Annotated in this window: 26 protein-coding genes; 11 read left to right on the top strand and 15 right to left on the bottom strand. The window is 65.5% G+C overall.

Annotated features, from left to right (window positions below):
- Positions 1–22: 22 nt before the first annotated feature.
- The 4 genes from uvrA to rocD all read left to right on the top strand — a co-directional run bounded on the left by uvrA (position 23) and on the right by rocD (position 6,117).
- Positions 23–2,866 carry an excinuclease ABC subunit UvrA gene (gene uvrA / locus CP958_RS14975; protein WP_096702846.1) on the top strand — a complete coding sequence of 948 codons (2,844 nt, stop codon included), beginning with the start codon at positions 23–25 and terminating at the stop codon, positions 2,864–2,866.
- 208 nt (positions 2,867–3,074) lie between these two features.
- A complete protein-coding gene (locus tag CP958_RS14970) occupies positions 3,075–3,779 on the top strand; it encodes an OmpA family protein (protein WP_096702844.1) in 705 nt (234 codons plus the stop codon).
- 278 nt (positions 3,780–4,057) lie between these two features.
- Positions 4,058–4,921 carry an arginase gene (locus tag CP958_RS14965; protein WP_170958983.1) on the top strand — a complete coding sequence of 288 codons (864 nt, stop codon included), beginning with the start codon at positions 4,058–4,060 and terminating at the stop codon, positions 4,919–4,921.
- On the top strand, positions 4,918–6,117 hold the full coding sequence (rocD, locus tag CP958_RS14960) for an ornithine--oxo-acid transaminase (protein WP_096702840.1): 1,200 nt from the start codon (positions 4,918–4,920) through the stop codon (positions 6,115–6,117). The genes CP958_RS14965 and rocD overlap by 4 nt, the downstream gene beginning before the upstream one ends.
- Here the strand turns inward: rocD and CP958_RS14955 are convergent.
- A complete protein-coding gene (locus CP958_RS14955; RefSeq protein ID WP_096703081.1) occupies positions 6,053–6,652 on the bottom strand; it encodes an rRNA large subunit pseudouridine synthase E in 600 nt (199 codons plus the stop codon). The two genes, rocD and CP958_RS14955, sit on opposite strands and share 65 nt — an antisense overlap.
- Positions 6,653–6,687: 35 nt before the next feature.
- Here CP958_RS14955 and CP958_RS14950 point away from each other — a divergent pair, with 35 nt between their 5' ends.
- The 4 genes from CP958_RS14950 (at position 6,688) to CP958_RS14935 (ending at position 9,438) form a co-directional block, all read left to right on the top strand.
- The gene (locus tag CP958_RS14950) at positions 6,688–7,491 is read left to right on the top strand and encodes an RNA methyltransferase (protein ID WP_096702837.1); all 804 of its coding nucleotides are present in this window, start codon (positions 6,688–6,690) and stop codon (positions 7,489–7,491) included.
- Positions 7,492–7,527: 36 nt separating this feature from the next.
- Positions 7,528–7,848, top strand: coding sequence for a peptidylprolyl isomerase (locus CP958_RS14945; RefSeq protein ID WP_096702834.1), 321 nt, complete (start codon positions 7,528–7,530; stop codon positions 7,846–7,848).
- Between the two features lie 157 nt (positions 7,849–8,005).
- Entirely contained in the window at positions 8,006–9,007 is a 1,002-nt protein-coding gene (ppk2, locus tag CP958_RS14940) for a polyphosphate kinase 2 (protein WP_096702832.1), read from the top strand.
- Positions 9,008–9,051: 44 nt separating this feature from the next.
- A complete protein-coding gene (locus tag CP958_RS14935) occupies positions 9,052–9,438 on the top strand; it encodes a cereblon family protein (protein WP_096702830.1) in 387 nt (128 codons plus the stop codon).
- Here CP958_RS14935 and CP958_RS14930 read toward each other — a convergent pair.
- Together CP958_RS14930 and CP958_RS14925 are read right to left on the bottom strand one after the other, a co-directional pair.
- Positions 9,401–10,102: a pseudouridine synthase gene (locus CP958_RS14930; RefSeq protein ID WP_096702828.1), complete on the bottom strand. Its 702-nt coding sequence runs from the start codon at positions 10,100–10,102 to the stop codon at positions 9,401–9,403. The genes CP958_RS14935 and CP958_RS14930 overlap by 38 nt on opposite strands.
- A 51-nt stretch (positions 10,103–10,153) precedes the next feature.
- Entirely contained in the window at positions 10,154–11,194 is a 1,041-nt protein-coding gene (locus tag CP958_RS14925) for a methyltransferase (protein ID WP_242442912.1), read from the bottom strand.
- A 50-nt stretch (positions 11,195–11,244) separates the two neighbouring features.
- Here CP958_RS14925 and CP958_RS14920 point away from each other — a divergent pair, with 50 nt between their 5' ends.
- A complete protein-coding gene (locus CP958_RS14920; protein ID WP_242442911.1) occupies positions 11,245–11,604 on the top strand; it encodes a hypothetical protein in 360 nt (119 codons plus the stop codon).
- 41 nt (positions 11,605–11,645) lie between these two features.
- On the opposite strand, the gene CP958_RS14915 is transcribed toward CP958_RS14920, so the two are convergent.
- Together CP958_RS14915 and CP958_RS14910 are read right to left on the bottom strand one after the other, a co-directional pair.
- Entirely contained in the window at positions 11,646–11,981 is a 336-nt protein-coding gene (locus CP958_RS14915; protein WP_096702826.1) for a (2Fe-2S) ferredoxin domain-containing protein, read from the bottom strand.
- 79 nt (positions 11,982–12,060) lie between these two features.
- Positions 12,061–12,468: a DUF4170 domain-containing protein gene (locus tag CP958_RS14910; protein ID WP_096702824.1), complete on the bottom strand. Its 408-nt coding sequence runs from the start codon at positions 12,466–12,468 to the stop codon at positions 12,061–12,063.
- Positions 12,469–12,669: 201 nt separating this feature from the next.
- Between CP958_RS14910 and CP958_RS14905 the strand changes: the two genes are divergently transcribed.
- Entirely contained in the window at positions 12,670–12,936 is a 267-nt protein-coding gene (locus tag CP958_RS14905) for a hypothetical protein (RefSeq protein WP_096702821.1), read from the top strand.
- A gap of 56 nt (positions 12,937–12,992) precedes the next feature.
- Positions 12,993–14,336 (top strand): methylenetetrahydrofolate--tRNA-(uracil(54)-C(5))-methyltransferase (FADH(2)-oxidizing) TrmFO, encoded by a 1,344-nt coding sequence (gene trmFO, locus CP958_RS14900; RefSeq protein WP_096702819.1) that lies wholly within the window; start codon positions 12,993–12,995, stop codon positions 14,334–14,336.
- A 399-nt stretch (positions 14,337–14,735) separates the two neighbouring features.
- Here trmFO and CP958_RS14895 read toward each other — a convergent pair.
- The 10 genes from CP958_RS14895 to rseP all read right to left on the bottom strand — a co-directional run bounded on the left by CP958_RS14895 (position 14,736) and on the right by rseP (position 24,554).
- Positions 14,736–15,496, bottom strand: a protein-coding gene (locus CP958_RS14895) for an IS5 family transposase (protein ID WP_096700057.1) whose coding sequence is annotated in 2 segments (ribosomal slippage) — positions 14,736–15,169 and positions 15,169–15,496 — 762 coding nt in all. Because the reading frame shifts where the segments join, the coding sequence is not laid out codon by codon here.
- A 214-nt stretch (positions 15,497–15,710) separates the two neighbouring features.
- Complete coding sequence (gloA, locus tag CP958_RS14890) at positions 15,711–16,103, bottom strand: lactoylglutathione lyase (RefSeq protein ID WP_096702817.1); 393 nt, start codon at positions 16,101–16,103, stop codon at positions 15,711–15,713.
- Positions 16,096–17,283, bottom strand: coding sequence for a lipid-A-disaccharide synthase (gene lpxB, locus CP958_RS14885; RefSeq protein ID WP_242442910.1), 1,188 nt, complete (start codon positions 17,281–17,283; stop codon positions 16,096–16,098). The genes gloA and lpxB overlap by 8 nt, the downstream gene beginning before the upstream one ends.
- 3 nt (positions 17,284–17,286) lie before the next feature.
- Positions 17,287–18,105 carry a UDP-2,3-diacylglucosamine diphosphatase LpxI gene (gene lpxI / locus CP958_RS14880; RefSeq protein ID WP_096702815.1) on the bottom strand — a complete coding sequence of 273 codons (819 nt, stop codon included), beginning with the start codon at positions 18,103–18,105 and terminating at the stop codon, positions 17,287–17,289.
- Entirely contained in the window at positions 18,095–18,886 is a 792-nt protein-coding gene (gene lpxA / locus CP958_RS14875; RefSeq protein ID WP_096702813.1) for an acyl-ACP--UDP-N-acetylglucosamine O-acyltransferase, read from the bottom strand. The genes lpxI and lpxA overlap by 11 nt, the downstream gene beginning before the upstream one ends.
- Positions 18,883–19,362 (bottom strand): 3-hydroxyacyl-ACP dehydratase FabZ, encoded by a 480-nt coding sequence (fabZ, locus tag CP958_RS14870; protein WP_096702811.1) that lies wholly within the window; start codon positions 19,360–19,362, stop codon positions 18,883–18,885. Before fabZ ends, lpxA begins: the two co-directional genes overlap by 4 nt.
- A gap of 22 nt (positions 19,363–19,384) precedes the next feature.
- The gene (gene lpxD, locus CP958_RS14865; protein WP_096702809.1) at positions 19,385–20,404 is read right to left on the bottom strand and encodes a UDP-3-O-(3-hydroxymyristoyl)glucosamine N-acyltransferase; all 1,020 of its coding nucleotides are present in this window, start codon (positions 20,402–20,404) and stop codon (positions 19,385–19,387) included.
- Positions 20,405–20,408: 4 nt separating this feature from the next.
- Positions 20,409–21,041, bottom strand: coding sequence for an OmpH family outer membrane protein (locus tag CP958_RS14860; protein ID WP_096702807.1), 633 nt, complete (start codon positions 21,039–21,041; stop codon positions 20,409–20,411).
- 43 nt (positions 21,042–21,084) lie between these two features.
- Positions 21,085–23,352: an outer membrane protein assembly factor BamA gene (gene bamA, locus CP958_RS14855; RefSeq protein ID WP_096702805.1), complete on the bottom strand. Its 2,268-nt coding sequence runs from the start codon at positions 23,350–23,352 to the stop codon at positions 21,085–21,087.
- 44 nt (positions 23,353–23,396) lie between these two features.
- Positions 23,397–24,554, bottom strand: coding sequence for an RIP metalloprotease RseP (rseP, locus tag CP958_RS14850; RefSeq protein ID WP_096702803.1), 1,158 nt, complete (start codon positions 24,552–24,554; stop codon positions 23,397–23,399).

The following is a 24,554-nucleotide window of genomic DNA, read 5'->3' as shown; positions in this document are numbered from 1 at the left end:
GGTGGAAGTGGATTGCCCAGATATGAGCGGCTTCATCCGGGTGCGTGGCGCCCGCGAGCATAACCTGAAGAACATCGACGTCGACCTGCCCCGCGACAAGCTGGTGGTGATCACCGGCCTGTCGGGCTCGGGCAAATCGTCGCTGGCCTTCGACACCATCTACGCCGAGGGACAGCGCCGCTATGTGGAATCGCTCTCGGCCTATGCCCGGCAATTCCTGGAGCTGATGCAAAAGCCCGACGTGGAGAGCATCGAGGGCCTGAGCCCGGCCATCTCCATCGAGCAGAAGACCACGTCCAAGAACCCGCGCTCGACGGTGGGCACCGTCACCGAGATCTACGACTACATGCGTCTGCTGTGGGCGCGGGTCGGCGTGCCCCATTCGCCCGCCACCGGCCTGCCCATCGAAAGCCAGACGGTCAGCCAGATGGTCGATCGCGTCGAGTCCATGGCCGAGGGGACCCGCCTTTACCTGCTGGCTCCCTTCGTGCGCGGCCGCAAGGGCGAGTACCGCAAGGACCTGCTGGACCTCCAGAAGAAGGGCTTTCAGCGCGTCAAGGTGGATGGCACCCTCTACGAGATCGACGAAGTCCCCACCCTGGACAAGAAGAAGAAGCACGACATCGAGGTGGTGGTCGACCGTCTGGTGGTGAAGCCGGGCCTTGGCAACCGGCTGGCCGATTCCATCGAGACGGCGCTGTCCCTGGCCGATGGCCTTGCCATCGCCGAGAACGCCGAAACCGGCGAGCGCACGGTGTTTTCCGCCAAGTTCGCCTGTCCGGTATCGGGCTTCACCATCGAGGAGATCGAGCCGCGCCTGTTCTCCTTCAACAACCCGTTCGGCGCCTGCCCGGCCTGCGACGGCTTGGGGGTGAAGCTTTATTTCGACCCCGAACTGGTCATTCCCAATCCTCAGCTCTCGCTGCGCGAGGGCGCCCTCGCGCCTTGGGCGGGCTCCACCTCGCAATACTACGTCCAGACCCTGCAGGGGCTGGCCGAGCATTACCGCTTCAGCCTGGAGACCCCGTGGGCAAAGCTGCCGGAGAGGGTCCGCGAGGTGATCCTGCACGGCTCGGGCTCCGAGGAAATCCGCATCGCTTACGAGGACGGCTTCCGGGGCTATCACACCGAGAAGTCGTTCGAGGGCGTTATCCCCAACATGGCGCGCCGCTACCGCGAGACGGATTCGTCCTATGTGCGGGAAGAGCTGTCGCGCTTCCAGGGCACCCAACCCTGCGAATCCTGTGGCGGGGCGCGGCTCAAGCCCGAGGCGCTGGCGGTCAAGATCCGTGGCCTGCACATCTCGGACTCCACCGAGTTCTCCATCATGACGGCGCGGGACTGGTTCGCCGACCTGCACAACCACCTGCGGCCCAAGGATCAGGAGATCGCAAGGCGCATCCTGCGCGAGATCAACGACCGCCTGGGCTTCCTGGTGGATGTGGGGCTGGAATACCTGACGCTGGGGCGCGGCTCCGGCTCGCTGTCGGGCGGCGAAAGCCAGCGTATCCGTCTGGCGAGTCAGATCGGCTCGGGGCTGACCGGCGTGCTCTATGTGCTGGACGAGCCGTCCATCGGCCTGCACCAGCGCGACAACGACCGCCTGCTGGCGACGCTGAAGCGCCTGCGCGATATCGGCAACACGGTGATCGTCGTCGAGCATGACGAGGATGCTATCCGCGCCGCCGATTACCTGGTCGACATGGGGCCGGGCGCCGGTATCCACGGCGGTCAGGTGGTGTCGGAAGGCACGCCGGAGCAGGTGATGGCCGATCCCAAGAGCATGACCGGGCGCTATCTCACCGGCCGGGACCATATTCCCCTGCCCGCCATCCGCCGTCCCGGCAACGGCAAGCGCCTGTCGCTGATCGGCGCGCGCGGCAACAATCTCAAGGATGTGGACGTCCACATCCCGCTGGGCACCCTGACCTGCATCACCGGCGTGTCGGGCGGCGGCAAGTCCACCCTGGTGATCGAGACCCTGTACAAGGCCCTGGCGCGGCGCCTGATGGGCGCGCGCGAGCAGCCCTCGCCCTATGAACGCATCGACGGTATCGAGCATCTGGACAAGATCATCGACATCGACCAGAGCCCCATCGGCCGCACGCCGCGTTCCAATCCGGCCACCTATACCGGCGCCTTCTCGCCCATCCGCGACTGGTTCACCGAACTGCCCGAGTCCAAGGTGCGCGGCTACAAGCCCGGCCGCTTCTCGTTCAACGTCAAGGGCGGCCGCTGCGAGGCCTGCCAGGGCGACGGTGTCATCAAGATCGAGATGCACTTCCTGCCCGACGTCTATGTGCAGTGCGACGTCTGCAAGGGCAAGCGCTACAACCGCGAAACCCTGGAAATTTCCTTCCGTGGCAAGAGCATAGCCGACGTTCTCGACATGACCGTCGAGGAGGCCGCCGACTTCTTCAAGGCGGTTCCCTCCATCCGTGACAAGATGGTCACCCTGCAGCGGGTGGGCCTCGACTACATCCACCTCGGCCAGCAGGCCACCACCTTGTCGGGCGGCGAGGCCCAGCGGGTCAAGCTGGCCAAGGAACTGTCCAAGCGCTCCACCGGCCGCACCCTCTACATTCTCGACGAGCCCACCACCGGCCTGCATTTCGAGGACGTGCGCAAGCTTCTGGAAGTGATTCAGGCCCTGGTGGATGCCGGCAATACCGTGCTGGTCATCGAACACAATCTGGAAGTCATCAAGACCGCCGACTGGATCGTCGATCTGGGACCCGAGGGCGGTGACGGTGGAGGTCGCATCGTGGCGGCGGGGACTCCCGAAGACGTGGCGGCCTGTGGGACAAGTTACACCGGTCGCTACCTTGCCCCCATTCTGGGGCGAAAATCGAGAAAGGTATCGTAACCCATTGGCGGGGGCGGATTTTCCGCCCCTTCTGAATCCTGCGTCGTAAAGACGTTACTTTAAGAAAAATCCCGGTTTTTCGATTCAGTTCACTGATGCAATGAATTCTGGACTGGAGTCGATCAGGCGCTTTACTTCAAAATCCCTGGACAGCCGATTCTTTTCTTGCGACATTGATCGCCTGGATCGCAAGAAGAGTCGTCGTGCCATGAGGTTTCTCCGCGTCATCACCGTGCTGTCCGCCCTTGCGGCGGTGTCGGCCTGTGCCGCGCCCGAACCCATGGCATCGTCCGCGCCTCCCGCTCCCGTCGTCGTCGCTCCGCCGCCCGCCGCCGCTCCGGTGGTGGTCGAGGAGGTGGCGGTTCCGCCCCAGCCCGTGGTCGTTCACTTCGATCATGGCAAGGCCGACGTCACCGGCTCGACCATGCAGGTGCTGTGGGGGCTGGCTCCTGTCCTCAAGGCTTCCGAGCCCGGCGTGATCCGCATCCAGGGCTTCACCGATGCCTCGGGCAAGGCGGCCTACAACAAGGTCCTGTCCGAGAAGCGGGCTCAGGCGGTCGCCGACCAGCTGCGCAAGCTGGGCGTTGCCGCCAGGATCGAGGTGGTGGGTCAGGGGATCGTCAAGGGCGGCAAGAAGGGGCACAAGGATCAGGGCGCCCGGCGCGTCGAGATCAGCTGGGAGCCTGCGGCCGCGGCCAAGACCTCCGCCGCCGTTCCGGTTTCGCCCGATACCGTGAAGGCCATGTCCGATGCGCCCGACCTGGGCGTTGCCGGAATTGCCGGCGCCGCTCCGGCGGCTCCTGCGGCCGAAGCGGTGTCTTACGCCGGTTTCATGCCGGTATCCGGGTCGCCCCTGGTCACGGATTGGGCCGTGTCCTTCGAGGCGACCGGTCCTCCGGCCACTCTTTCCTAAATATACGCGGCGATCTGAGCCCGCCGGCGCCGCAGGGCCTCGGCATCCTCCACCTTGACCACCGTCTTCTGGGCGGGAGCGGTCTGGGTCTCGGTGGTCTGCTTGGTGCTCTTCATGATGGGGTCCGTCCTTGAGATGGAGGCCAACTGCCTTCGAGAAAGGACAATGGCCCCCAATCGTGGCGGCAAACGGGTCGCAATCTGGGCATTTTCAAGGCAGCCCTTCCCAAGCCCCTCCCGCACCCTCACATGATTAAGGGACAGGCCCAGGAGGGCGTCATGGATCGTCATTGCGCGATCATCGCCGTCGGAGTTGGACAAGGCGCCCGCGATCCGGGATGCGCCGAGGGGCCGAGAATTCTCAAGGAATCCGGCGTGTTCGGGCGGCTGGCCGCCCACACGCCCTCGCTGGTCTGGCACGACGTGCCGGTGACCGTCTCCCTCGCCTCGCCCGCCTTGGCGGTGGCCCAGGCCTGCGATGCCCTGGCCGGGGCGGTGGCCAGCGTGAAAGCCGCAGGCCGCTTTCCCATCGTCATCGGCGGTGACCATTCCATCGCCATGGGCACCTGGAGCGGCCTGCGCCGCGCCCTGGCGCCGCCGGGCCTGTTCGACCTGCTGTGGATCGACGCCCACATGGATTGCCACGATCCGTCCACCAGCCCGTCGGGGGCGCTGCACGGCATGCCGCTGGCCTGCCTCCTGGGGCGCTGCCATCCCCAACTGGCCGGGGTGGCCTGCCCCGCCCCGCCGCTCAGGCCTGAGCGGGTCACCCTGGTCGGAGTGCGCAGCTTCGAGCCGGAGGAGGATTCCTTCACCCGCCGGTCTGGCCTGCGCGTCATCCACATGGAAGAGATCGCCGCGCGCGGTCTGGCCGCCCTGATACCCCTGCCGGTCGGAGCCTTCGGCATCACGCTTGATCTCGACGCCATCGACCCCGAGGACGCGCCGGCGGTGGGCTCGCCGGTGCCGGGCGGCATCCGCGCCGCCGAGTTGCTGGAGAGCTTGCGGCCACTGCTGGCCTCGCCCCTCTGCCTTGCCCTGGAAATCGCCGAATACAGCCCGCCGCACGACGTGGCGGGCAAGACCGCCGCCCTGGTGGAAACCATCATGCGGGCGGCGGTACAACCGGGAGAACCGCCATGACCGCCACCATCGACCTCGAGGACACATGGTGCGCCCACAACTACCACCCGCTGCCGGTGGTGCTGGTCAGGGGCGAAGGCGCCCTGGTCTGGGACGAGGTGGGCCGGCGCTACATCGACATGATGGGAGCCTATTCCGCCGTCAGCCACGGCCATTGCCATCCCCGCATGGTCAGGGCGCTGACCGAGCAGGCCGGCAAGCTGGCGGTGATCTCGCGGGCCTTCCATACGGCGCCGCTGGGCCGCTTCGCCGAACTGGCCTGCACTCTCACCGGCATGGACCGGGCCCTGCCCATGAACACCGGGGCCGAGGCGGTGGAGACGGCGCTCAAGGCGGCGCGCAAATGGGCCTACACGGTCAAGGGCGTCCCGGCCGGCCAAGCCCGCATCATCGCGGCCAAGGGCAATTTCCACGGCCGCACCATCGCCATTGTCGGCATGTCCACGGTGGAGCAGTACCGCGACGCCTTCGGCCCCTTCCCCGGCGGCTTCGATCTGGTGCCGTTCGGCGATGCGGAAGCCCTGGAGCGCACCATCACCCGCGACACCGCCGCCTTCCTGGTGGAGCCCATCCAGGGCGAAGGCGGGATCATCGTGCCGCCTCCCGGCTATCTGGCCCGTTGCCGCGAGCTGTGCGACCGCCGCCGGGTGCTGCTGATCGCCGACGAGATCCAGACCGGGTTGGGCCGGACCGGCCGCCTGTTGGCCTGCGAGCACGAAGGGGTCAAGCCCGATGCCGTGACCCTGGGCAAGGCGCTGGGCGGCGGCATGCTGCCGGTCTCGCTGCTGCTGGGCAAGGCCGAGATGATGGATGTCTTCCGGCCCGGCGACCACGGTTCCACCTTCGGCGGCAATCCGCTGGCGGCGGCGGTAGGCTACGAGGCCCTGCAGGTCCTGCTGGACGAGGGGCTGATCGAGCGCGCCGCCCAACTGGGCGATTGGCTGATGGGCCGCCTGCGGACGCTGGAAAGCCCGTTGATCAAGGATATCCGGGGCCGCGGCCTGTTCATCGGTATCGAGTTCGACCCGGACCGCGTCCAGGCCCGCGACATCTGCGACCGGCTGGCGGCCAAGGGCATCCTCACCAAGGACACCCACCGCAACACCATCCGCTTCGCGCCCCCCCTGGTGATCAGCCGCGAGCTTTTGGATGAGGCCGTGGGATGCCTGGGCGCCGTGCTGGCGGAGGTGGGCTGACCTCGCGCCACTCCCCCGGCGCCAGGCCTTGCAGACTCCACTCTCCTACCGCCCAGCGGATGAGGCGGAGGGTGGGAAAGCCGATGGCGGCGGTCATGCGGCGGACCTGGCGGTTGCGGCCTTCCTTCAGCGTCAGTTCGATCCATGAGGTGGGAATGGCGGCGCGATAGCGGATGGGCGGATCACGCGGCCACAGGTTCTCGGGCTCGGCCATGGCCCGCGCTCCGGCCGGCAGGGTCGGGCCGTCGTTCAGCACCACGCCGCGCCGCAGCTTCTCCAGATCGTCCTCGGCGGGAATACCCTCCACCTGGGCCCAGTAGGTCTTGGCCAGCTTGTGCTTCGGATCGCTGATGCGGGCCGCCAGCGGGCCGGAATCGGTCAGGACCAGCAGCCCTTCCGAGTCGCGGTCCAGCCGTCCGGCGGCGTATACCCCCGGAACGTCGATGAAATCCTTGAGCGTCGCCCGCCCGCCTTCGCGGTCGGTGAACTGGGTCAGCACGTCATAGGGCTTGTTGAAGACGATCAGCCGAGTCACAACACGCATTCCACCTTTGCCCGAAAGGCCCAGCAATGGCACGAGCGCCGTTTCCACACAAGAAGCAGCCGCCGAGACGCCCCGATACCACGCCGATCCGTCCCGACAGCGACAAGGTGGCGGGTCTGCCGGCGGTCAAGGCGCTGTTCGCCCACGATCCGGCCCGTATCGAGCGGCTGTTCTACGACGAGCGCATGAAGGACGCGGCCAACGAGATGTGCAAGGTCATGGCGGCGGCCCACAAGCCCTACCGCATGGCGCCCACCGAGGAGCTGACCAAGATTCTCGGCTCGCCGCTCCACGGCGGTATCCTGGCGGTGACCCGGCCCAAGCCCATCCGCATCTTCGACCCGGCCGAGGCCCATCTGTGGGCCAAGGAGGGCAAGCCGCTGCTGGTGCTGGACGGCGTGGGCAATCCCCACAATCTGGGCGCCATCGCCCGGACCATGGCCTTCTTCGGCCTGGAGCGCCTGCTGCTCTCCGATCATCCGGGGCAGGCCGGTCCGTCCGAGGCGGCGTTGCGCGTTTCCGAGGGCGGCCTGGAATGGGTCGAGGTCATCCGCGCCCAGAAATTCGTTGCGGCTCTCAAACGGCTGAGGGATTCCCACCGTGTCGTCGGCACCGCGCTCGGCTCGGGCAAACCGCTGGCCGAGGTGCTGAACCGTCCCGGCAAGCCGGTGGCCCTGATCCTCGGCAACGAGGAGGACGGCCTGCCCCCCGCCACCCTGGCCGCCTGCGACGACATCGTCACCCTGCCCGGCTCGGGCCGCGTCCAATCCCTCAACGTGGCCGCCACCGCCGCCATCCTGATCCATGAACTGGCGAAGCCGCGCCGCTAAGCCTATATTCAGCATTCACCTTTTTTGGAGAGTTTCATGTCTTCCACTGTCCGCGCCTCTCACATCCTCCTGATGTACAAGGGCTCCATGCGCTCCCAGGCCACCCGTTCCAAGGACGAGGCCCTGGCCGAGATCAACAACATCAAGGAAGAGATCAATCAGGGTGCCGATTTCGGCCAGATGGCCCGCCAGTACTCCGACTGTCCGTCGGGCGAGGACGGCGGCGATCTGGGCGAGTTCCCCATGGGCGCCATGGTGCCGGAATTCGAGGTGGCGGCCTTCGCGCTCAAGTCGGGCGAGGTCAGCGGTGTGGTCGAGACGCCGTTCGGCTTCCACCTGATTCAGCGCACCGACTAAGGAAATCCACCCGCGTCGGCCATGACCGGCCCCCTTGACGGCTCCTTCCCGGCCCCTGTCTTTTGGCGAGTGACCATGTCCCGAGTGGCGGCATGGACATGACAACCATAAAGCGCTTAGGATTTCCGGGGATGAGCTGAAGTCAGAGGGAGCGGACATGGCCGACGACGGGAACAATATCAAAACCGAAACCATCGAGATTTTGGCGCCGGCGGCCGAGCCCGCCCCGCCGCCGGCCCGGCCCAGCCGGAAAAAGGCTCCGCCCGCGCCCAAGCCGCTTACTCCCGCCGGTCAGGCCCGCCACGAACTGGCGGAAATGCGCCACGACCCCGAAGCGGTCCGCCACGCCTTCGAGACCGGCGAGTATCCCTACAAGAGCCACATGGGCCGCGCCGAGTACGAGACCAAGAAGGCGGCCCTGCAGGCCGAGCTCCTCAAGGTCCAATTGTGGGCCCGCGACACCGGCCAGAAATTCGTTCTGCTGTTCGAGGGCCGCGACGCCGCCGGCAAGGGTGGCACCATCAAGCGCTTCATGGAGCATCTCAACCCCCGGGCCGCGCGGGTCGTCGCCCTGGAAAAGCCCAGCGAGATGGAACGGGGCCAGTGGTTCTTCCAGCGTTACGTCCAGCACCTGCCCACCTCCGGCGAAATGGTCTTCTTCGACCGCTCCTGGTACAACCGGGCCGGTGTCGAGCGGGTGATGGGCTTTTGCTCCCCCGCCGAATACCTGGAATTCATGCGCCAGACCCCCGAGGTGGAGCGCATGCTGGTCCGCTCTGGGATCAAGCTCTACAAATACTGGTTCTCGGTGACCCAGGATGAGCAACTGCGGCGCTTCAAGTCGCGGGAGCGCGATCCGCTGAAGCAGTGGAAGCTGTCCCCCATCGACAAGGCGTCGCTCGGCAAGTGGGCCGATTATACCGACGCCAAGGAGGCGATGTTCTTCTATACCGACACCGCCGATGCGCCGTGGACCATCGTCAAGTCGGACGACAAGAAGCGCGCCCGCCTCAACTGCATGCTCCACTTCCTCAACTCGCTGGATTATCCCGGCAAGGACGAGGGACTGGTCCACATCCCCGACCCGCTGATCGTCGGCAAGGGTGCCCATGTGGTCCACAAGAGCGAACGCATGCTGGGAGCCACGCTGAGCCCCTGATTGGGAGCCCCTGATTGGGAGCCCGTGATTGGGAGATATCCCGGATGCCCCGTGACGCCCCGGCGGGCCAGATGGAAACCATGTCATGGGACCATGACATCGAGTACTTCTGTGTCCGCTGTGGGGCCCCGGTGACCAAGGGGCGCTGGGAAATGTCCATGAACGGCGGGTTCGAACACGTCTTCTTCAACCCGGCCGGCATGGTTTTCCGCGTGCAATGCTTCAAGGAGGCCCCCGGCGCCATCGCGCTGGGCGCCGCCAGCGGCCAGTTCACCTGGTTCCGGGGCTATCTCTGGCGCCTAAGCGCCTGCCGCGCCTGCGATCTGCATCTGGGCTGGCGCTACGAGGGCGCGGACGAGCCCCGCATCTTTTTCGGCCTGATCAAGGACAGCCTTACGACCCAAGCACCTGGGCGATCTCGTCCTGCGTAAGCGGCCGCCATTGCCCTTGGGGCAGGTCGCCCAGGGACAGGCCGCCGATGGCGGCACGGTGCAGATGTTCCACGTGATTGCCCACCGCCGCGAACATGCGCTTGACCTGATGGTAGCGGCCCTCGGTGATGGTGATGCGCGCCGTGTCGGGGCCGGTCACCACCAGCTGGGCCGGGGCCAGCGGGGTGTTCTCCGAACGCAGCATCAAGGTGCCCGAGGCGAAGACCGCCCCCTCTTCCCCGCTCAGCGTCCGGGCCAGCCTGACGTCGTAGGTCTTGGGCACGTGGTGCTTGGGCGACGTGATGCGGTGAGCCAGCGGCCCGTCATCGGTCAGCAGCAGCAGGCCGGAACTGTCGCGGTCCAGGCGCCCCACCGGCGCCACGATGGGGTTGCGGTGCATGAAGCGCTCGGGCAGCAGTTCATAGACGATCCGCCCGGGGTCCGAGGTGGAACAGGTGTAATCCTCGGGCTTGTTGAGCATCAGCACCAGCCCGGCCGGAGGGTCCAGGGGCTCGCCATCCACCCGGATATCCTCGTGCGCCGCCTTGGCGCCGTCCTCCAGCACGGTGCCGTCGGCCAGGGTGACGCGCCCGGCCTTGAGCATGGCCTTGACGTCCCGTTGGCTGCCGTAGCCCAGATTGGCGATGAGGCGGATCAGTCTCATTGGTGTATGCCCCTCAGGCGCCAGAAGCCCGCGGCTTGTCGATACTCATCATTATTTGTCATGGCGATTGCTGGCCAGATAGACCTTGAAACCCTCGGCCTCGCGCAGCAGGGTCACCTCGCGGAAGCGGCGGCGCAGTTCGGCCTCGTAGGGCAGGCTGCGGTTGGCGACCAGCACGAACTTGCCGCGCCGCCGGATGGCCTTCCAGGCGGCGGTGATGAAGCCCTGGCCGATGGCGGGATCGGCCTTGCGCCCCTCGTGAAAGGGCGGATTGCTGACGATCCAGTCGTAGGGCTCGAACTTCTGCGGCTCCACCTTGGGCAATCCGGCCCCCACGTCCAGCCAGTGGAAGGCGGCCCGGCCATCGTCGCCCAGATTGCTCCGCGCGTCCTCCAGGGCCAGGGCTTCGGCCTCGTAGAGGTCGATGCCCGTCACCGCCGGAAAGCGCCGCAGAATTTCGGCGGAGAGATACCCCCACCCCGCCCCCAGGTCGGCGACCCGCCCGGCCACGCCCTCGGGCAGGCACTCCATCAGCAGCCGCGAGCCCTTGTCCACGTGATCGCTGCTGAAGCATCCCGCCCGCGCCACCAGACCGCAACCTTCCACCGGCCTGGGTTCGGCCCCGGCCAGCCATTCGGCGCATTCGGCCGGGGCGGCACCGGTGCCGCGCACTATCCAGAAGGTACGGGCCTGATGCTTGGACAGCGACCCGGCCAGACCGAACACCCGCTCCGCCTCGCGCTCGTGGCTGGCGGCTCCCAGGGCGTTGGCGCCGCAGCACACCAGCACGCCGCCTGGCTCCAGCAGGATCCAGGCCCGCGCCATATTGGCCCGGTTCTCCGCCTTGTGCTTGGTCAGCAGCACCAGACCGGCGGCGAAGCGCCCGTCCAGGCGGGGCACGGTCTCGAACCCGGCCTGGACCAGACGGTCATAGGCCGGCTTGAAGCCCTGTTCGCAGACCAGACGGGATCGCCAGTCCTCGCGCAGGGCCTCATGGGGTTCGGCACGCATCAGGAAGGCGCGCTCGGGGGTCTGCAGCAGGTCGCGTTCGAAGGGCAGCAGCAGGGCGTCGATGATCTTGGAATCGTTCATGGCAGGCGGTTTAGCATGACCGGCATGTGGGCGTCGAGGCGCCGCGAACATTGACTCGGGCCCGGCAGCGGGCCAAGGTGCGGGCCATGGCCCGCCACGACACAATCGACGATGAGGACAAGGTTCGCGTGCTGCGCGCCCTGGCCTTCCAAATCCATCGCAAGCGCCCCGCCGAGGAAGCGCTTGCCGAGTTGCTGGAACACGAGTCCAAGGGTGGCCGGCGCCGCGCCTTCCGCGCCGGCACCGATGCCCTGGCCGCTGACGGCTTCACCGCCGCCATGGATGCCCTGGGCCTGTTCAACGACGACGCCCTGGTGCTGCTGGGGGTGCTGGCCGAATCGGGCGATCACCGCCTGCTGTCCAGCGCGCTGGCCAAGCTCGCCGACCTTCTGGAATCGAAAAGCTCCTGATCCGCAAGGATCAAGAGCTTCACGCAATCCTTTGAAATCGCTTACGCCTTGGATGGCGTGACGATCAGACGCTCGACCGGCTTGTCGTTGGCGAAGTGCGAGGAAACGATCTCGTCGATGTCCTCCACCGTCTCGGCCTTGTACCAGATGCCCTGGGGATAGACCACCATCAGCGGGCCGAACTTGCAGAAGCCCAGGCAGCTGGACGAGGCGACGCTGACGCCCTTCTCCCACAGATTCATCTCGGTCACCTTCTCGGCCAGCCGGTTGAACAGCGGCTGACCGCCGCCCTTGCTGGTGCAGCAGCCGCGCGGATGACCGTCGGGGCGACGCTGGGTGCAGATGAAGGCGTGGTACTTGTTGGGGTAATGGGACACGTGCGACCTCCCTTTCGTCTGAATTCGGTAAGGAAATACCGCTTTCTTCGGTTCGTGACCAGAGGCGAATACGCCCCCATCACCCCTTGACGTTGCGACGCTTCAGTTCCTCGCCGGTGAAAAGGTCGTAGCGGGTCAGCGCGTTGTCCACCGACTTGCCGGTCAGTTCGCGCCACTTTTCCAGCGCTTCCTTGCGGGAGAACGGGCCGTGCACCTCGAGGGTGCGGCCCTCGGTGACTTCCTGGAAGGTGGTGTCGGCGTATTCGCCGCCCATCACGTACCACTGGTCGGCGGCGGCGTCCTCGGTGCTGCGGATGAAGTAGCGGACCATGGCATTGTCCACCGACTTGCCGGTCAGCGCCCGCCAGCAGATATGTGCCTCCTGCTCCTCGAAGGGGCCGAAGCGTTCCTCGGCATGGCCGGGGGCGATGACGGTAAAGGAGGTATCGGCATATTCGCCGCCGACGACGTAATAGGTCTTGGCCATGGGTGTCTCTCTTCCCACTCGAAGGGGTGGCTTCGCGCAAGCTTATACCCCATCCCCGGCCCGGAAGGAATGTCCTTCGTAACATGCCGCCCCGGCAGATTCTGCCGCCCCATATCGGCGAGAAGTGGCGGAAATCCGCGATTTTAAGTTTGGCACGGTCAATGCATCGAGAAGGGCGAACTCTCTCCTCGGAGAACGAACATGGTCTCTCTCAGCGTCGCCTCCTCCAGCCTTCTGCTCAACAAGAAGGACGAAGGGGCCAGCCATTCCATCGAGAAGTCGGGCGCCGCCTCGGCCTTCAGTACCTACGGCTACGGCCCGCTCGATCTTCCCGATGCCGACAAGGAAGTGACGCAAGACGGCAGCGGCGCCAAGCCGGTGTCGGGCACCGCTTCCATCTCGGCGGTATCCGGCGGGGCCAGCGCCCAATTCATGGCCCATCTGGTTGCCTCGATGAATCCTCGGTAGAGCTTCTGGGGTAAAGCTTCTGGACAAGAGGCCCCGGAGCCTCTATCTCCCTCGGCATGACCCGCACCGTCCATGTGATCGGCGGCGGGCTTGCCGGGTCGGAAGCCGCCTGGCAGCTCGCTCAGGCCGACATCCCCGTCATCCTCCACGAAATGCGCCCTGTGCGCACCACTCCGGCCCATCAGACCGATGGCTTGGCCGAGTTGGTGTGCTCCAACTCGTTGCGCTCGGACGATGCGGATTACAACGCCGTCGGACTGCTGCACGAAGAGATGCGCCGTGCCGGCTCGCTGATCCTGGCCCAGGCCGACGCCCACAAGGTTCCCGCCGGCGGTGCCCTGGCGGTGGACCGCGACGGCTTTTCCCAAGGCGTCCAGGCGGCGCTATCCAGCCATCCCCGCATCACCATCGTCCGCGAGGAAGTTGCCGGCCTGCCGCCCGAGGATTGGGAGCAGGTGGTCATCGCCACCGGACCGCTGACCTCGCCCGCCATGGCCGAGGCGCTGAAGGGCGTGACCGGCGAGGATTCGCTGGCCTTCTTCGACGCCATCGCCCCCATCGTCACCAAGGACAGCATCGATTTCAAAAGCGCGTGGTTCCAGTCGCGCTACGACAAGGGAACCGGCTCGGACTACATCAACTGTCCGCTGGACAAGGAACAGTACTACGCCTTCATCGACGCGCTGATCACCGGCGAGAAGGTACCGTTCCACGAGTGGGAGAAGGACACCCCCTATTTCGAGGGTTGCCTGCCCATCGAGGTGATGGCCGAACGCGGCAAGGATACCCTGGCCTTCGGCCCCATGAAGCCGGTGGGCCTGACCAATCCCAATGGCCCCAAGCCGTTCGCCGTGGTGCAGTTGCGCCAGGATAACGCGCTGGGGACCCTTTACAATCTGGTGGGGTTCCAGACCAAGCTGCGCCATGGCGAGCAGGCCCGTATCTTCCGCGCCATTCCCGGCCTGGAGAATGCCGAGTTCGCCCGCCTGGGCGGCCTGCACCGCAACACCTTCGTCAACGGTCCGCGTGTCCTCGACCGCACCTTGCGGCTCAAGGCTCAGCCGAGGCTGCGTCTGGCCGGACAGGTCACCGGCTGCGAAGGCTATGTGGAAAGCTCGGCCATCGGCCTGCTGGCCGGGCTGTTCGCCGCCGCCGAGGCCCAGGGCCGCGAGATGTTCCGCCCGCCGGCCATCACCGCGCTGGGCGCCTTGCTCAATCACGTCACCGGCGGGGCCGAGGCCGAGACCTATCAGCCCATGAACATCAATTTCGGCCTGTTCCCGCCGCCGCCCGAGCGCGACGAGCGGGGCCGCCGCGTCAAGGGCCGCGATCGCAAGAAGCTTTACGCCGATCGGGCACGGGACGCTCTGACTCCCTGGATCGATACGCTTCGGAAATAGAATCCGAAGGGAAAACCAGAGTTTAAGCTGAAGCGCTCCATCCACTCGTCACGGCCGGGCCTCGCCCCCTTGGGCTTGACTGTATTCCCCCCGTGCGGGGACGCGGAAAAGACGGACAAACCACCAAGACACCAAGGGCACCGAGAGGGCGGAGTACGTGACAAGGCCGTCTTGGCTGGACTTGTTCCGGCCATCCACGCTGCTCCACCGGAATACCGGGCCAGACCATGAGGCAGGCGACTGGGCGTGGTTACCCGGAACAAGTCCGGGCACGACGAGATAAGGGAAAGCCCTCTTGGTGCCCTTGGTGTCTTGGTGGTGAAGCAGCCTATCCCCCGGCACCTGGAAACTTAAACCGGACAGCAGTGGGCCAGGCCCTAGGCTGTAGTGACATTTTAGTCATTTGAGCCAGAACATGATGCTGGCGAGCTTTACGAAGCCCAGGAAATTGGCGGCGATCTTGTCGTATCGGGTTGCGACGCGGCGCCATTGCTTGAGTTTTGCGAAGAAGCCCTCGATGCCCCATCGCTGCTTGTAGGCGATCCGATCGTAGGCGTGCTGGTAGTTGCGATGGCGGCGCGGCGGAATGACCGGCTCGCCGCCTTGGTCGAGGATGAGGTCATGCAATCGGTCGGCGTCATAGGCGCGGTCGGCGAGGACTTGATCGGCCTTCAATCCCCGGATCAGATCGCAGGCTGGTGCCATGTCATTCTGCTGGCCGGGGCCAAGTTCGAAGCGAACCGGCAAGCCCAGCGCATCGACTACGGCGTGGAGTTTGGTTCCGAAGCCGCCCCGAGAACGCCCAAGAGCCTGGGCTTGCGGTCCCCCCTTTTACGCCGTGCCCCGGCGGCTTGCGCGTTGGCTCGGATGACGGTGGCGTCGATCATCATCCATTCAAGGTCTGGATCAACCGACACAGCCTCGAATATCCGGTCGAAGACGCCCTGCTCGATCCAGCGGTAATAGCGGCGTTTGGCCGTCTGATAGGGGCCAAACTTCTCCGGCAAATCTCGCCATCGCGCACCAGACCGTGCCACCCACAGGATGGCGTCGAAGAAGCGGCGGCCATCGCTACGCGGGCCACGCTTTCCCTTCCGGCCTCCGGGCACAAACTCCCGCAGCCGCTCCCACTGATCATCGCGCAGAACTTCGCCGTCCAAGACCGACCTCCAAAAATCAGTCTTGAATCACATCTCGGGCGCCAAGGGAATCCTAAATTGTCACTACAGCCTAGAGTTTGTCAGGTTCAGGTTGAAGCGCCGTCACCCCCGGACTTGATCCGGGGGTCCATGGATGGCCGGGTCAAGCCCGGCCATGACGAGGCGATGGAATGCTCCAGTTAAAGTCGGACAGACTCTAAAAAACCTCTTTGGGCTATTTCGCCTGAATCAGCTCGATCTTGTAGCCGTCGGGGTCTTCGACGAAGGCGATGATGGTCGAGCCGTGCTTCATGGGGCCCGGCGGGCGGGGGATCTTGGCCCCGGCCGCTTCCAGATCGGCACAGGCCTTGTAGATGTCGGGCACGCCCAGCGCCAGATGGCCGAAACCACCGCCCAATTCATAGGATTCGGTATCCCAATTGTGGGTCAGTTCCACAACCGTGCTGGAGGCTTCCTCGCCATAGCCGACGAAGGCCAGGGTGAAGCGTCCTTCGGGGAAATCGGTGCGCCGCAGCAGCTTCATCCCCAGCAGGCGGGTATAAAAGTCGATGGAGCGATCCAGATTGCCCACCCGAATCATGGTGTGAAGAAAGCGCCAGTCAGCCATTTCCCAGCTCCTTGCGTTGCCGAATGAAGTCAATTACCGCGTCGGCGGCCCGCCGGCTGGGGCTTTCGCCGCCCAGGCCGAGCTTTTCCAGGGCGCGCCGGGCACCGGCCCGCTGAGCCGCCCTCGCCGCCTCGTCGGTCAGCAGGTGCTCCACCGCCGCCGCCAGCTTATCGGGGCGGCAATCGTCTTGCAGCAATTCCGGCATCACCGATTCGTCAACCAGGATGTTGACGAGGGTGACGAATTTGAGGCTGAGTCCCAGGAAACGGGTGGCCACGAAGGCCGACAGCGGCGACACCTTGTAGGTGATCACCGCCGGCAGGCCGGCCATGGCCAGTTCCAGGGCGACGGTGCCCGAGGCCGCCAGGGCGGCGTCGCAGGCGGCGAAGGCGTCGTATTTCTCCGGCCCCCGCACCAAGAGGGTCGGCAGCGGCCACGACTTGACGGTCCGCGCCACCTCGTCGGCCACCGTCTCCACGGTGGGCACCACCACGGCGAGATCGGGAAAGCGCCGGGCCAGCAGCGCCATGGTTTCCTCGAACGGCCGCAGCAGCTTGGCGGTCTCGGAATGGCGGCTGCCGGGCAGCACGCACAGTAATTTTCGGTCGGGCGCGAAGCCGTGCCGGGTCCGGAAGGCCGCGCCGTCACCCTTGGCCGCCGCGCCCTCCACCACCGGATGGCCGACATGCAGGGTTCGCAAGCCCTCCTTCTCGAACCATGCCGGCTCGTTGGGCAGCAAGGTGAGCAGCAGGTCGAGGACGCGGGCCAGGGTCTTGGTCCGTCCCGACTTCCAGGCCCACACCATGGGCGCCACGTAGTGAATGCGCGGGACATTCGAGCCCCGCTTCTTCAGACCGTTGTGAATGCGGCCGTTGAAACCCCAGGAATCGATGGTGATCAGGGCATCCGGACGCTTTGTTTCGATGTCGCAAAGGGTCTCGCCCACCCGGCGCAGGATGCGGGGAATGCGTGGCAGCACCTCGACCAGCCCCATCACCGATAATTCGGTCATGGGGAACAGGGAATTCAGCCCCTCTTCCCGCATGCTCTCGCCACCGATACCGGCGAAGGTGATGCCCTGGCCAAGGCGTGCCTTCAGCGCCGCCATCAGCCGGCCGCCCAGCAGGTCGCCCGACGGCTCGCCAGCGATGAGGTAAACGAGCAGCGGCGCGTTGCTCATGGGCTAGGGCTCGATGCCGATGACGAACAGGCCAAGGCGATCGGCTTCGGTGGCCATGGCGTCGCGGCCCAGCACCAGGGCGCCTCCCGCCTCTACCGCGATACCGCGCAAACCGGCGGCGGCGGCCTCGCGGAGCGTGGTAAGGCCGATGGTGGGCAGATCGATGCGGCGGTCCTGGCCCGGCTTCTTCAGCTTGACCAACACGCCGCCTACGCCTTCGCGGGCCAGCGGGCCACAGCGGCGGAGGAGATTGTCGGTGCCTTCGATGGCTTCCACGCCCAGCACGATGCCCTGCTGCACCACCACGGCCTGCCCCACGTCCAGGGCGCCCAGGCCGCGCGCCACCTCGATGCCGCGCGTGATATCGGCTTGGGCCTGTTGGTCGGGAGAAAGGCTGCCATAGTCACCGGGGACCGCCAGACAGTCGGAGAGGACCTCGTCGACGCCCACCACGCGGAAACCTTCGCTTTCCAGTTCGGCGGCCACGGCGCGCAGCAGGCCGTCATCTCCCAGGGCCTTGAGCCCGACGCGGGCAAAGAAACGGGCGGTGCGGAAATCGGGGGCCAGTTCCAGAATGGTCGGGCGGCGGACCGGGCCGATCATCACCACCTCGGCGACCCCGGCCTGGCGCAGGCGTTCGAAGCCGGTACCGGCCTCGCCCAGGCGGACCCAGTCCTGCGGGGCATCGCCACCGATTACCTGGGGGTCGGCATGGCCGGACAGGGCAAGGAAGTGAAAGGGGCGCCCCTGGGCGCGACAGGCGGCGGCGACCAGTCCCGGCAGGTCGCCGCCGCCCGCGATGATGCCGAGCTTAGGCGCCATTCGGCGTGCTGAGCGATCGCGACGAATCCGAGCGGATGAAGGCGACGATCTCCATCACCACCGGATGGTCCTTGAACTGCTCCTCCACGTCGGAGAGGCGCTCCTGCAGCGTGCCTTCCGGCGCGAACATCAGGCGGTAGGCGTTGCGGAGCGTATGGATGTCATCGCGCGAGAAGCCGCGGCGCTTGAGGCCCACGATGTTCAGCCCGTTGAGATAGGCGCGGTTGCCGATCACCATGCCGAAGGGGATCACGTCGGCCTCGACGCCCGACATGCCGCCGATCATGGCGTGGCGGCCGATGCGCACGAACTGGTGCACCGCCGACAGACCACCCAGGAAGGCATACTCGCCCACCGTCACATGACCGGCCAGGGTGGCGTTGTTGGCCATGATCACGCTGTCGCCCAGGATGCAGTCGTGGGCCACGTGGGCACTGGCCATGAACAGACAGTTGTCGCCGACCTTGGTCACCATGCCGCCACCCTCGGTGCCGGGATTCATGGTGACGTGCTCGCGGATCTGGTTGTTGCTGCCGATCTCCAGCGTCGAGGGCTCGCCCTTGTACTTGAGGTCCTGGGGACGATGGCCGATGGAGGCGAAGGGGAAGATGCGGGTGCCGGCACCGATGGAGGTGCGCCCCGCCACCGCCACATGGGACACCAGTTCCACGGACTCGCCCAGCTTGACGTCGGGGCCGACCACGCAGAACGGGCCGATGATCGCCGAGGAGGCGATCTCCGCCTTGGGATCGATGACGGCCGAAGGATGAATGTTGGTCATTTTTCGTCCAGGATCATGGCGGCATAGGTGGCTTCGGCGACAAGGGTACCGTCGACCTTGGCTTCACCCCGGAACTTCCAGACGTTGCCGCGCGAGCGTTCCTTGAAGACATGGATCATCAACTGGTCGCCGGGGCCGACCGGTTTACGGAATCGGCAATTCTCGACGCTCATGAAATAGACCAGCTTGCCCTCGGCCGATTCGCCCAGGGTCTCGACCACCAGCACGGCCGCCGTCTGGGCCATGGATTCGATGATCAGCACACCGGGAAAAACCGGGCGCGACGGGAAATGGCCCTGGAAGAACGGCTCGTTGATGGTGACGTTCTTGATGCCCACGGCGCTTTCATTGGCCACCACCTGCACTACCCGGTCCACCATGAGGAAGGGGTAACGGTGCGGAATCATCTGGATGATCCGGCTGATATCGATGACCTTGCCCAGGTGGGTCCCCTGGTCGTTGTTGGCGGTATCCATGACTCGCGTCCTGCCTTTGGCCTTAACTCTTTTTCCGCGCCATCTTGCCCAGGATGGCCGACTGGCGCAGCCAATCCGCCATGGGCACGGCGGGCGCACCGCCGACGGTCTCGCCGGGAGCGATGTCGCGCATCACTCCCGCCTGGGCGGCGATGCGCGCGCCCGATCCGATCTTCAAGTGGCCGGTGATACCGGCCTGGCCGCCCGCCGCGACAAAATCGCCCATGCGGGTCGAGCCCGAGATTCCCACCTGCGCCACGATGACGCAGCCGCGTCCCAGCTGGACGTTGTGCCCAATCTGGACGAGGTTGTCTATCATGCTGCCGTCGCCGATCACCGTATCCGGCCCGGCACCCCGGTCGATGGTGGTGTTGGCGCCGATCTCGACATTGTTGCCGATCACCACGCGGCCCAATTGCGGCACCTTCAGGTGGCCCTGCGGCCCCATGGCGAAGCCGAAGCCGTCCTGGCCGATACGGGCGCCGGGATAGATGTTGACGCGATTGCCCACCAGAGCATGGGAAACGGTGGCATTGGCCCCGATGGTGCAATCGTCGCCCAGAACCACCCCCTGCCCAACCACCACATTGGCGCCGATACGACAGCGCGCGCCGACCTGGGCCTTGGGGCCGATCACGGCGCCGGGTTCGATGCGGCAGCCCTCTCCCACGCTTGCGGTCGGATCGACCCAGGCGGTCGGCGCCACCCACGGCTCGGGGGCCGGGTTGGGATAGAACGCCTGGGCGATGTGGGCATAGGCGCGATAGGGATCGGGCGACAGCAGCAGAGCCATGCCGGCAGGGGCCTTTTCCGCCATTTCGGGCGCCACCACGCACAGCCCGGCCTTGCTGGCCTGGAAGGCGGCGACGTATTTGCGGTTGTCCAGGAAGGACACGTTGTCCGCCCCCGCCTGCTCCAGCGGCGCCACATCCACGAAGACGGCCCCCTGATCGCAGCCCTCGGCCAAGGCGGCACCGGAGATTTCCGCCAGTTGGGCGAGGGTGAAAGGACCGGCATTGGTAAAGAAACGGGGATCGGCCATGGTGTCACTTCTTGCCGGACTTGGAGGGCGAAAGGTCCGAAGGCGGAGGGGCATCCACTTCGGGAACGGGGAAATTGACGGTCGGCAGCTTGCGGTTCAACCGCTCGATCACCTGGACGGTGACATCCATGCGCGGCTCGTGCAGGACCACCTGCTGCTTGGGCAGCACCAGATTGGCGCCCATCTCGGCGGCGATTTCTCCGGTGATGGTCAGGATGGCGTTCATCAGTTCCGCCATGGCCGCATCCGTCGATTTCTCGAGAGCGCGCACCGCCATCTGGGTGCGGTTCTGGAAGGCCACCACCCGTAGTTCCAGGGCCTTGACCTTCTGGTCGTAGGCCTCCTGCGGCATGGTGCCCTTCTGCTTGGCCAGTTCCTGGTCGCTACGCTGAAGGGACTGGCGGGCGTTATTGAACTCGGTCTGAAAGTTCTGCTGGTACTTGTCACGCTGGGTGGCCAGTGCCTTTCCCGGCATGGACTCGCGCTGAGCCTGCTGGATATCGACGATGATCACGCTCATGGACGTGCCGGATGCCCTCTGGGCCAAGGCGGCGGTACCACTCAGGATCAATGCCGATATCAGCAGCGACACCAGTCGGGCGGCCAGGGCAAGGCGGCGTGACACGCTGTTCTTCACGACATCTCTTCCACTTGGAGCCGCGACTCGTCTACGAGCACGGTCAGAACTTGGTTCCGAAGTTGAACCGGAAGAATTCCTTCTTGTCGAACTTCTCTTTGACGATCGGATAGCCGATATCGGCGGAAACCGGCCCCATGGGCGACTTCCAGGAGACACCGATACCGGGAGCCACGCGGATCGAGGAGGACTGGTTGACCGTGGTGGTATCCTGGGTATCGGTCGGGCCGACGGTGCCGATATCGGTGAAGGCCTGACCGGCGACACCGAATTCCTCGGGCAAACCGATGGGGAACTTGACCTGCGCCGAGCCGACCGCCTGCCACAGACCACCCAGCGCGTCACCGGTAACGCTGTCGCGCGGGCTGATGCCGCCATTGGCGAAGCCACGCAGATTGTCGCCGCCGACGAAGAACCGGTCGGTGATGCGCACCCGCTGATCCAAGCCGTGAATATAGCCGAGGGTGCTCGTCACGCCGAGGATCACCTTGTCGGTCAGGGTGAAGTACTGGCCCCCGCTCAGGCTGCCGCGCAGATAGCGGATATCGCCGCCGAGACCGGCACCCTCCGTACCCAGGCGGATGAAATAGCCCTCGGTCGGATCGACGCGGGAATCACGCCGGTCGTAGGTCAGACTCTGCCCCACGGACGAGGTGATCTTCGAACCGATCTGTTCCTGCACGTAGATGGAGGTGCTGTTGACGCCCTTCACCGTGTCCTGCTTCACGGTGTACATCCAATCCTGGCGCAGATTTTCGGACAAGCGGTAGCCCGCCCGGAGGTCGGCGCCGATGGACGAGGCATCGTACGAGCTTTCACGCTGCATCTTACGGTCGATGATGAAGGCATCGAAGCCGGCGGCCACCTCACGGTCCATGAAATAGGGCTCGGTGAACGACAGATCCAGGCTGCTCCGCTTGGTACCGAGACCGGCACCAAGGCGCAGGTCCTGGCCGCGGCCCAGCAGGTTGCGCTCGCGCAGGCTCGCCTCGATGATCGGTCCGGCCGACGATGCCCAGCCGACACCGAACATCAGCTCGCCCGTCGACTTCTCCTGCACGTCCACCTTGATGATGGTGCGATCCGGGGCCGAATCCGAAGGAACGTTGTTGACTTCGGCCTTCTCGAAGAAGTTGAGGTCCTTCAGGCGCTGGCGGGAGCGGCGCAGCTTGGCCGAGTTGAAGGCATCGCCCTCCACCAGCCGGAATTCGCGCCGGATCACCCGGTCCAGAGTCCGGACATTGCCGGAAATATCGATACGTTCGACGAAGACGCGCGGGCCTTCCTTGACGTCATAGGTGATGTCGATGGTCTGGGTTTCGCGGTTGCGGCGCACCTGGGGCTTCACATCCACGAAGGCGTAACCCTTGGTGCCGACCGCATCGACCAGCTTCTGGACGATGTCCTCCACCTGATCGGCGTTGTACCAATCGCCGGGCTGGCTGACCAGCAGGGGCTGCAGGTCCTCGGGCTTCAGGTCGCGCAACTCGGCATTGATGGTCGAGGTCCCGAACTTGTAACGCTCGCCCTCGTCGATGGTATAGGTGATGAAGAAGCCTTCGCGCGACGGCGTCAGTTCCGCGATGGCCGAACTCACCCGGAAGTCGGCGAAGCCATGCTTCAGGAAGAAGCGGCGCAGCAATTCCCGGTCATAGGTGACCCGGTCGGGGTCGTAGGTGTCGTCGGTCGTGAGGAACCGGTACCAGCGCTCCTCCTTGGTCTGCAGGACCTCCCGCAGACGGTCCTGGTCGTAGCGCTTGTTGCCGACGAAGGCGATGCGCCGCACATAGGTGGGCTGGCCTTCGCTGATCTCATAGACCAGATCGACACGGTTCTGTTCCAGCTGGATGATCTTGGGCTCGACCGTGGCGGCGAACCGGCCGCCACGGCGGTACAATTCCAGCATGCGCTTGACGTCGGCCTGGACCTTGGATCGGGTGTAGACGGTACGCGGGCGCAACTGCACCTCGGCGTTCAACTGATCGTCCTTGATGCGGTTGTTACCCTCGAAGGCGATCCGGTTGATGATCGGATTTTCCACCACGCGGACCACCAGTTGATCGCCTTCACGGCGGATGGTCACGTCCTGGAACAGCCCGGTATTGAACAGCGCCTTCAGTGAACGGTTGACGCGATCGGAATCATACAGGTCGCCCTCGGCGATGGTCATGTACGATTTGACCGTCTCGATCTCGATGCGTTGGGTGCCCAGGATGGAAATGGAGCGGATTCGCCCGCCTTCCTGGGCGGATGCCGGCATCATACCGGCGAGAATGCCCAGCAGCACAGCGGTCCACAGCACGAAACGCATCCAGGCCCCCCTTACGTCCGCAAGACCGTCCCCTTGGACCCGGCTCACGAAAACAGCCGCTTCAACATATCCCAAACCGGCAGCGACACAAGGTCGTTGCGGGTCGCAAAGACCATCAAGGCCAATACCAGAAACAACCCGATTCGGAAACCATATTCTTGGGCCTTCTCCCCCAGGGGGCGGCCAAGAATCGCCTCGAAGGCGTAAAACATTAGATGGCCGCCGTCTAGAACCGGAATAGGGAAGAGATTGATCAGGCCAAGATTGAGCGACAGCAAAATCGTATAGAAGACTACGCTGGCCAGCCCAAGCTGTGCCGCCTCCCCTGCTCCCTTGGCGATCCGGATCGGTCCGCCCAGTTCATCGGTGTCGCGGGTGCCGTTGATCATCTGGCCGATGCCGATGAAGGTCGAACGCACCATGTTCTCGGTTTCGGCCAGGGCCTCGCCCAGGGCCGAGATGGGGCCGAGTTTGATCACCGCGGTGCTGGAGGGATCGGCGGAAATGCCCAGCACCGGCACCTTTTCCATGTCGCCGAACACGCCCTTGCGCGAGATGATGCGCGGGCGGGCGGTCACCTCGAAAGCCTTGTCGCTCCGCTTGACCGACAGCCGCAGGTCCTGCTCGATCTCCAGACGGACGATGCGCTGGATATCCTGGAAACGCTCGACGCCGCGGCCGTTGATGGCGGTGATGCGGTCGCCGGCCAGCAAGCCGGCCGCCTCGGCGGCGGTCCCCGGATGGACCGTGCCGATCACCGGCTGGGTCACCGGCTGGCCCAGCACCATGAACATGCCGGCCAGGCCAAGGATGGCGAAGATGAAGTTGGCGGCCGGCCCGGCCACCACGATGGCGGCGCGCTGCCCCACCCGCTTGTGGCAGAAGGCCTGGGCCTTCTCCGCCTCGGTCATGGGCTGGTCGCTGGCCGTGGCCGACGCCGCGTCGGCGTCGCCGAACATCTTCACGTAGCCGCCCAAGGGCAACAGGCCGATGCGCCAGCGGGTGCCGTCAGCCGCCACACGCCCCCAGACCTCCGGCCCGAAGCCGATGGAGAACACCTCCACCCGGACCCCGTTCCAGCGGGCCACCAGAAAGTGCCCCAACTCGTGGACGAAGACCACGACGGTCAGGATGACCAGGAAGATCACCACATAGTACCAGACGCCGTGCAGGACGCTGTTGAGCAGGCTGGCGAGATCCAT

Source organism: Magnetospirillum sp. 15-1, assembly GCF_900184795.1.
GTDB lineage: Bacteria > Pseudomonadota > Alphaproteobacteria > Rhodospirillales > Magnetospirillaceae > Phaeospirillum.
This window is presented reverse-complemented; position numbering and strand designations above follow the sequence as displayed.